The following is a 7,643-nucleotide window of genomic DNA, read 5'->3' as shown; positions in this document are numbered from 1 at the left end:
GCCATTGTGAACCAGCCGGCAGGAGGGTTCATTACTCTGGGCCTTGTCATTGGCCTGGTCAACCTGCTCACATCGAAGAAGAAGCCGACCGCGGAATCCAGCGGCTCAGGCTGCGATTAAGGGGGGATCCAAGATGCGTGAGTTGATGGTGATACTGTTCAGCCAGGTGCTGGTGAACAACTTCATGCTCGCGAGGATCCTTGGGACATGTCCTTTCATAGGCGTGTCACAGCAGCTGGAGACTGCCTCCGGCATGGCCCTCGCGGTGGTGTTCGTCATGTCAGTCGCATCGGCGGTGACATGGCTGGTGCAGAACTTGATACTGAATCCGCTGAACATGGGATACCTGCAAACGGTCTCGTTCATTCTGGTCATCGCTGCCCTTGTGCAGTTGATCGAGATGGTGATCAAGAAGAATAGCCCGTCGCTGTACAGGGCCTTGGGGATCTACCTTCCGCTTATCACCACGAACTGCGCGGTGTTGGGCGTGGCGATCATCAACTACCAGGCTAAGTACGGACTGCTGCAGTCGGCGGTCAGCGGAGCGGCGGGCGGGCTCGGCTACGGCATGGCCATCATCTTGTTCGCGGCATTCCGGGAGAGACAGAGGACTGCGCCCATATCCCGAGTGATGGTGGGCTTTCCAATCGCCCTCGTCACCACAGGGCTCTTGGCCATGGCGTTTCTCGGGTTCTCCGGCTTCAACGTGGCGAAGCTCATGGGGATGTAGGAACGGGGGCCCATTGCGGCACTCGGTTAGAATGAGAACTGGAATGATGGACAACAAGACCGGTACTCCGAAAGACCGGGACGGGGGTGGAAAACATGAACGGCCTTAATGCCCTCGTAAGCATGGGGGCTATGGGCTTGGCATTCGGGCTGTCGCTGGGGGTGGCGTCGAAGAAGTTCGCGGTGAACTCCGACCCCAGGGCAGATGCCATACTCGCGGTTCTCCCCGCTGCCAACTGCGGCGGATGCGGCTATCCGGGCTGTGCTGGGTTGGCTGCGGCAATCGCCGAGGGAAAGGCGCCTGTAGACAAGTGCCCCGTTGGGAAAGCGGCAGTAGCCAGGCAGGTTGCGAAGATCATGGGTGTAGAGGCGTCCGGCGAGATGGAGCCAAAGTACGCCAGGGTGCTCTGCCTCGGAAGCCACGAGGCTTCGCCGAATGTTGCAGAATACGCTGGAATCCACGATTGCCGGGCAGCCATGCTCTCAGGCGGCGGGGTCAAGGGATGCACCTACGGCTGCTTGGGCCTTGGCTCATGCGTGTCTGCGTGTCCGTTCGACGCGATGTACATGGGCGCCGACGGGCTGCCCCGGGTGCTGGATGAGGCATGCACCGGCTGCGGCAAGTGCGTCGCAGCCTGCCCTCGCAGCTTGATCCAGCTTCGAACCAAGTCGCAGTCGGTGAATGTAGTGTGCAGATCCCACGACCGCGGCCCTGATGTGAAGAAGGTATGCTCGGCAGGATGCATCGCATGCGGCATATGCGTGAAGAACTGCCCGGAAAAGGCCATCTCCATGGACGGAAACGTGGCAGTCATCGACCAATCCAAGTGCACACGCTGCGGAGTATGCATGGAGAAGTGCCCAGTGAAGTGCATTAGGAACATGCCGGACGGGGTCAGGGCCGAGTGCCCGAAAGCAGACAAGGTCGAAGCGACGGCATGACCTGGTGGGCACAGTGACCAGGGGATTGCAGCCAGCGCCTTATAGGACGGACTTCCATTGGCGGAGGTCCGTCCTTGCTCTGCCAGCTGTTGGCCGAGGCAGCATTCTTGTAAACGTGGATTTCAAATGGTAGACTTGAGAAAGGGAAAGAAGGCCCTTCGGGCGGTGCATGCCAGCATCGCTCTTGCCGAGTGGGAGGGGTTGGATGGGCAGTGATCGCTTGGTGCTTGCGTCCGCGTCGCCGAGGCGCAAGGAACTCCTTCGTGAGATTGGCATGGAGTTCGATGTCATCGCGAGCCATGTGGATGAGGAGCAAATCCGCGAGTCTGATCCTGGCGATCTGGTGATGAGCCTTGCGCACGCCAAGGCAGCAGATGTTGCATCAGAAGTCGGCCGCGGTTTGGTTGTGGGCGCCGATACCATAGTGGTAATCGACGGTACTGTGCTGGGAAAGCCAGCTGATAGATACGACGCTGCCAGGATGCTTCGCCTGCTCGCGGGGAGGGAGCACCAAGTGTATTCGGGCGTGTCGGTGGTTGACGCCGCTTCGAGAAGGTCGCTCACGGAGTACGAGTGCACGGACGTGAGGATCAGGCCTCTCTCAGAGGAGACCATCTGCAGGTACGTGGAAACTGGAGAGCCGATGGACAAAGCAGGGGCGTACGCCATCCAGGGCATCGGCGCACTCATAGTGGAGGGAATATGTGGCGACTATAGCTGCGTGGTTGGGCTTCCATTGGGCCGCCTTGCGCTGATGTTGTCGCATTTCGGGTTAAGCGTTCTCTAGGGCGTAAAGGTCGCACCGGTGCAGTGTGCCGCGCTTGCAATCACGGCATGCGAGGTGTGGCAATGAGCAGGGAGAACGGGAGCAGTGCTGGCAAAGGCGGAGAGAGGGCAGGGGTTGGGCGAGCCATTCGTGAGATGCCCGTAGGCGAGCGGCCCATGGAGAGGCTGCTGGAGTACGGTCTAGGCGCGGTATCCACCGGGGAACTGATTGCCATCATCATCAGATGCGGGCGCCCCGGGGAAAGCGCGGTGGACGTTGCCTCACGCCTTCTCGCCGAGCGTGGAGGAACGCGCGGACTTGCGACTGCAAGTATGCTGGAGCTATTGAGTGTGCCTGGAATTGGCGTGGTTCGCGCGGGCCAGATACAGGCAGCGATTGAGCTCGGCCGCAGGGTGTTGCTATGCGAGGGCGAATCGAGGCCTGAGATAGGCGGGCCCGGGGATGCAGCTGGAATCCTGATGCCGGCGATGCGTTATCTCGAGAAAGAGGAGTTCAGGGCGATCTTCCTCGACACTCGAAATCGGATCGTGGATACAGCGGTCATCTCAGTTGGCACTCTGAACTCTTCGATTGTGCACCCCCGCGAAGTGTTCAGGGCAGCAATCAGGGCGGCCAGCGCCGGAGTGATTGTCGCGCACAATCATCCCAGCGGTGATCCTTCTCCGAGCCCTGAGGATATCGCAATCACGAAGAGGCTAGTTCGTGCAGGCTCCCTCATCGGGATTGAAGTAATAGATCATCTCATCATAGGCGACAACATCTACTTCAGCTTCAAGGAAAAAGGTTTGCTCAGTTCGGGCTAGTGCCAATCTTGCGTTAGAAGGGAGCCATTCGCCATGGCGCTTTCCTCGCTTTTCGGCGGGCTGTCGAAGGACATGGGCATCGACCTCGGCACCGCAAACACTCTTGTGTACGTCAGAGGCAAGGGCATAGTGCTCCAAGAGCCGTCGGTTATCGCTATCGACCGCGATACCCAGGAGATACTGGCAGTCGGAAACGATGCCAAGAAGATGGTGGGACGCACGCCCGCGTGCATCATTGCTGTTCGACCAATGAGGGACGGAGTGATCGCCGATCTCGACGTGACAGTAACCATGCTGCGCCATTTCATCGACAAGGCCTCAAAGAGGCATGGCGTGTTCAAGCCGAGGGTTGTCATTGGGGTTCCATCAGGAGTCACTCAGGTTGAGCGACGTGTGATTCACGACTCCGCCATCCAGGCTGGCGCTAAAGAGGCCTTTCTCATTGAGGAGCCGATGGCTGCCGCTATCGGCGCGGGCCTTCCGGTTGAGGATCCCACAGGCAACATGGTAGTGGATATCGGCGGCGGCACCACCGAGGTGGCAGTGATCTCACTTGGAGGCATCGTTGCGTCGAGGTCCATAACCACAGCAGGCGATAAGATGGACGAGGCGATAGTCAACTACATGAAGCGCAACTTCAACCTGATGATCGGGGAGAGGACCGCCGAGGAGATCAAGAAGACCATCGGATCCGCTCATCCACTGGTGGGCGATGATAGCATGGAGGCGCGTGGCAGGGATATCGTAAACGGACTTCCGAAGACAGTCACGATCTCAGGCGCCGAGGTTCAGCAGGCCTTATCCGATACGGTCAGCGAGATCGTGAATGCAGTGAAGATGACTCTTGAGAAGACTCCACCTGAGCTTTCAGCTGACATCATCGACAAGGGAATAGTCATGACAGGCGGCGGGTCGCTCTTGAAGGGCCTTGACAGGCTCCTTTCCGACGCGACCGGAATGCCCGTGTACTCCACGGAGGACGCTCTCACGTGCGTTGTGAGGGGAGCAGGGCTCGTAGTTGAGCACCTGGAGGTCTACAGGAGGGTCTTGATCTCATCGGGAAGGCTCAAGTAGGGGTATCCCACGGGAGGCACTCCTTTGAATCAGTTCTTCACGAACAGGCGCGCTATTGTTACAGCAGTATGTGTAGTCGTTCTGGTGCTGCTTGTGTACTCTACTTCCCGTGACCGTGCAAGGCTGTCAGTGGCTGAGCAGGTTGCGAGGGAGGTGTTCGCCCCGGTTGCGAAGGTTGCGACAAAGGCGAGCAGGGCGGTTTCGTCGTGGGTTTCATTTGTCGTTTCTGTAAGAAGCATGAAACGGGAAAACGATGAACTCCGCGCTGAGGTGGACAGGCTGCGCCTATCTGCCATATATTCCGAGGAGGCCATGCTCGAAAACCAGCGACTAGCCTCGCTGCTGAATCTCAAAATGATGCTTCGGGGGCGCTCAGAGGCTGCTAGGGTCGCCTATAGGGATCCAGGGAACTGGCTTGAGTCGGTGGTTATCGATAAGGGATCAGCAAATGGAGTTGTGAACGCACTGGCGGCGGTGAATGACCGAGGAGTGGTTGGCAGAGTGGTCTCGGCCACTTCACATACTGCAACTGTGATGCTGGCGATCGACGCAAGGAGCGCCATCGGCGGGCTGGATCTGAGATCGAGGGACCTGGTGGTGGCTGATGGGCTTGGCGATGGCTCAGGCCTTATGACCATTCGCCCTCTGGGGGTGGAATCTGATCTGCAGGTCGGCGATGTGATTATCACATCCGGCCTCGGTGGTGTTTACCCAAAGGGCTATGTCGTTGGGGATATCATCTCTGTTGAGCGCGGGAAATACGGCGTATCGATGGTGGCGTTGGCAAGGCCGAGAGTCGACTTCCAGCATCTTGAGGAGATGCTCATACTCGTGGATTCCGCTGAAGGGGTGGCAAAGTGATGAGGAAGCTCCTGGCGCCGCTTTGCCTTTTCGCAGCGCTTGTGGTGCAGGCAGCCGTGTTTCCAGTGCTGCTTCCCGGCTGGATCCTGCCTGACCTGGTTTTCTGTGTTGCTGCTCTCACATCGATCATAGGAGGATTCGGCCCTGGGCTCGCTGCGGCGGCCGTTGGCGGGCTCTTGCAGGACGCAGTGACCGGCGTGTTCATAGGGGCTAATGCTGGCGCCGACATGGCTGCAGCGGCAATCATCGGCTTCGCTGAACCCAAGCTATTCAAGGAGAACCTGATCACCCCGGCAGTGATGGTCGGGTTGGGGACAATCGTGAGGGAGTTGGTGTATCTGTTCCTCGCGGGCTCGTTCGGGGCGAGGATCTTCCTTGCTCGCGCGGCCCTGGAGGTAATTCCGTGGATGATCGCACTCAATTGCTGTGTGAGTGCCTTGCTGTACCGCTGGGTCTATCTTGCGCCCCGTGAACGGGCGCGTTCGATTATGATGTAGTTCCGTCACGGAGTTGATCATGTTGAATCGGATGCAGAACCGGGCAGATCGCAGGCTGAGGCTGTTCCAGATCGTGTCCGCCCTAGTTCTCGTCCTCCTCCTGGCCAGGTTGTGGCAGCTTCAGGTGATTCAGGGCGACTACTACAGCAAGAAGGCGACCAACAACAGGCTCGCTCTCCTGCCTATATCCGCTCCACGCGGGCCGATCGTGGACCGCCGTGGGGAGGTGCTTGCCACTAGCAGGATGGCATACACCATCTCAGCCATGCCCCTGGAGTTCCTGGATCGCGATGGCGAGGTGCGGCTGCTATCCGAGCTTCTGGGCATTTCAGTGCAGGATATCGAGGCGAAGATCGCAGGGCAGACTGAGGGCAGGTACGGAATCCCGTACCAGCCAGCACGACTCATGGAAGATGCTCCACCAGAGGTCGTCGTGAGAGTATCTGAGCATCAGGTGGACCTGCCTGGCGTGATCATTGAGGATGAACCCTACCGGAGCTATCCGAAGGGCTCAGTCGCTGGCCAGCTCATCGGGTACGTGGGTCAGATAAGCCTGGAGGAACTGCAGCAACTCGGGAGCAAGGGCTACCGAGGAAGAGATCGGATAGGCAAGGCAGGCCTCGAGAGGGAGTTCGAGGATCAGCTGCGCGGGAAGGATGGCGCCATTGAGGTGGAAGTGGATTCCCTGGCGCGTCCAGTCGGAACCATGGGCAAGGAACCTGCGGCGAGTGGCGCTACACTCGTGCTCACGATCGATTCCGCCGTCCAGCGCGCGGCCGAAGAGGCTCTTCGGGCTCAGCTCGCCACGCTTCGCGCCGGCAAATACAAGAACGCGAGAGCAGGCGCGGCTGTTGCGATCGATGCCCGAACCGGCGAGGTAATAGCCCTCGCGAGTGAGCCTGGATACGACCCTGGATGGTTCGTTCCCCGGATCTCCGATCAGCATTGGCAGCAGGTGTCCGGGACGGTGTCCGCCCTATTCAACAGGGCAATTTCAGGCGCCTATCCGCCAGGATCGGTTTTCAAGCCATTCACGGCAGCGGCTGCCCTCGAAGCGGGGGTGGTGTCTCTTACGGAGAAGTTCCTGTGCTCGCCGTCGGAGTCGCAGCACTACTACGGCATGAGATGCTCAGTGTGGTCCAAGGGGACATCCCATGGGCGCCAGAACCTATTCCAGGGGATGGTAAACTCCTGCAACATCGTCTTCTACGAGCTCGGCAGGAGGCTGACTGCAGACCAGATGGCGGCGATGGCCAGGCAGTTCGGGCTCTCGTATCCCACTGGATCCAAGAACCTGCCCCCTGGGTCTTCCGGCTCAGTGCCTGATTCATCAGTCCGCACGTTCATGCCAGGCGAGAGGCTGAGCTATGCCATAGGCCAGCAGGTGACTGTGACTCCGCTTCAGATGGCTGCGGCGTACGCTGGGATCGCCATGCGAGGCCCGGTTCCGCGGCCCTACGTGGTGAGGCAGGTGCTTGGGGCAGATGGTGCGGTTCAGGAGGCATTCTCCCCAACGGTTGAGCGCACAGCTGCTCTGTCGACGCGAACATGGGATTATCTGCACGCGAGCTTGCTGGAAGTGACGCGCACGGGCACGGCGGCGTGGGCGTTTCGAGGGTTTGCGACGCCCGTTGCAGGCAAAACCGGCACTGCGCAGGCGCCTCCAGGTGACCCCCACGGCTGGTTCGTGGGCTGGGCGCCGGCAGACAAGCCAGAGATCGTTGTGGCCGTGATGATCGAGCGAGGAGGAGGAGGAGGGACTGCCGCGGCGCCAGTGGCCAGGGCGATATTCGAGGCGTACGAGGCGTCATTCCATCCCGCTGCGGCGGAGACGGGCACATCTGCCGCGCCTGGTGCGGCAGACGGGGGCGTAACACCTGGGGCATCGAATGCCTCGAGACCGCCGGATGGCGTAGTGGATTAGGGCGCCAGGCGTTGCGGCAGGGTAGA

At 59.8% G+C, this 7,643-nt stretch carries 8 protein-coding genes; all 8 read left to right on the top strand.

The annotated features are described in order from the left end of the window. Positions 1–133: 133 nt before the first annotated feature. On the top strand, positions 134–730 hold the full coding sequence (locus VB144_05490; GenBank protein MEA4883098.1) for an RnfABCDGE type electron transport complex subunit A: 597 nt from the start codon (positions 134–136) through the stop codon (positions 728–730). 95 nt (positions 731–825) lie between these two features. Further along, the gene (locus tag VB144_05485; protein ID MEA4883097.1) at positions 826–1,671 is read left to right on the top strand and encodes an RnfABCDGE type electron transport complex subunit B; all 846 of its coding nucleotides are present in this window, start codon (positions 826–828) and stop codon (positions 1,669–1,671) included. Positions 1,672–1,876: 205 nt separating this feature from the next. Continuing rightward, positions 1,877–2,458 carry a Maf family protein gene (locus VB144_05480; GenBank protein ID MEA4883096.1) on the top strand — a complete coding sequence of 194 codons (582 nt, stop codon included), beginning with the start codon at positions 1,877–1,879 and terminating at the stop codon, positions 2,456–2,458. Positions 2,459–2,520: 62 nt separating this feature from the next. Continuing rightward, positions 2,521–3,261, top strand: a complete 741-nt coding sequence (gene radC, locus VB144_05475) for a DNA repair protein RadC (GenBank protein ID MEA4883095.1) — start codon at positions 2,521–2,523, stop codon at positions 3,259–3,261. 33 nt (positions 3,262–3,294) lie between these two features. Next, positions 3,295–4,335, top strand: coding sequence for a rod shape-determining protein (locus tag VB144_05470; protein ID MEA4883094.1), 1,041 nt, complete (start codon positions 3,295–3,297; stop codon positions 4,333–4,335). A 24-nt stretch (positions 4,336–4,359) separates the two neighbouring features. Continuing rightward, entirely contained in the window at positions 4,360–5,196 is an 837-nt protein-coding gene (gene mreC, locus VB144_05465; GenBank protein ID MEA4883093.1) for a rod shape-determining protein MreC, read from the top strand. Next, entirely contained in the window at positions 5,196–5,693 is a 498-nt protein-coding gene (mreD, locus tag VB144_05460) for a rod shape-determining protein MreD (GenBank protein MEA4883092.1), read from the top strand. The genes mreC and mreD overlap by 1 nt, the downstream gene beginning before the upstream one ends. A gap of 31 nt (positions 5,694–5,724) precedes the next feature. Then, positions 5,725–7,617: a penicillin-binding protein 2 gene (mrdA, locus tag VB144_05455; protein MEA4883091.1), complete on the top strand. Its 1,893-nt coding sequence runs from the start codon at positions 5,725–5,727 to the stop codon at positions 7,615–7,617. Positions 7,618–7,643: the final 26 nt, after the last annotated feature.

The organism is Clostridia bacterium, from assembly GCA_034926675.1.
GTDB lineage: Bacteria > Bacillota > DTU025 > DTU025 > DTU025 > JAYFQW01.
This window is presented reverse-complemented; position numbering and strand designations above follow the sequence as displayed.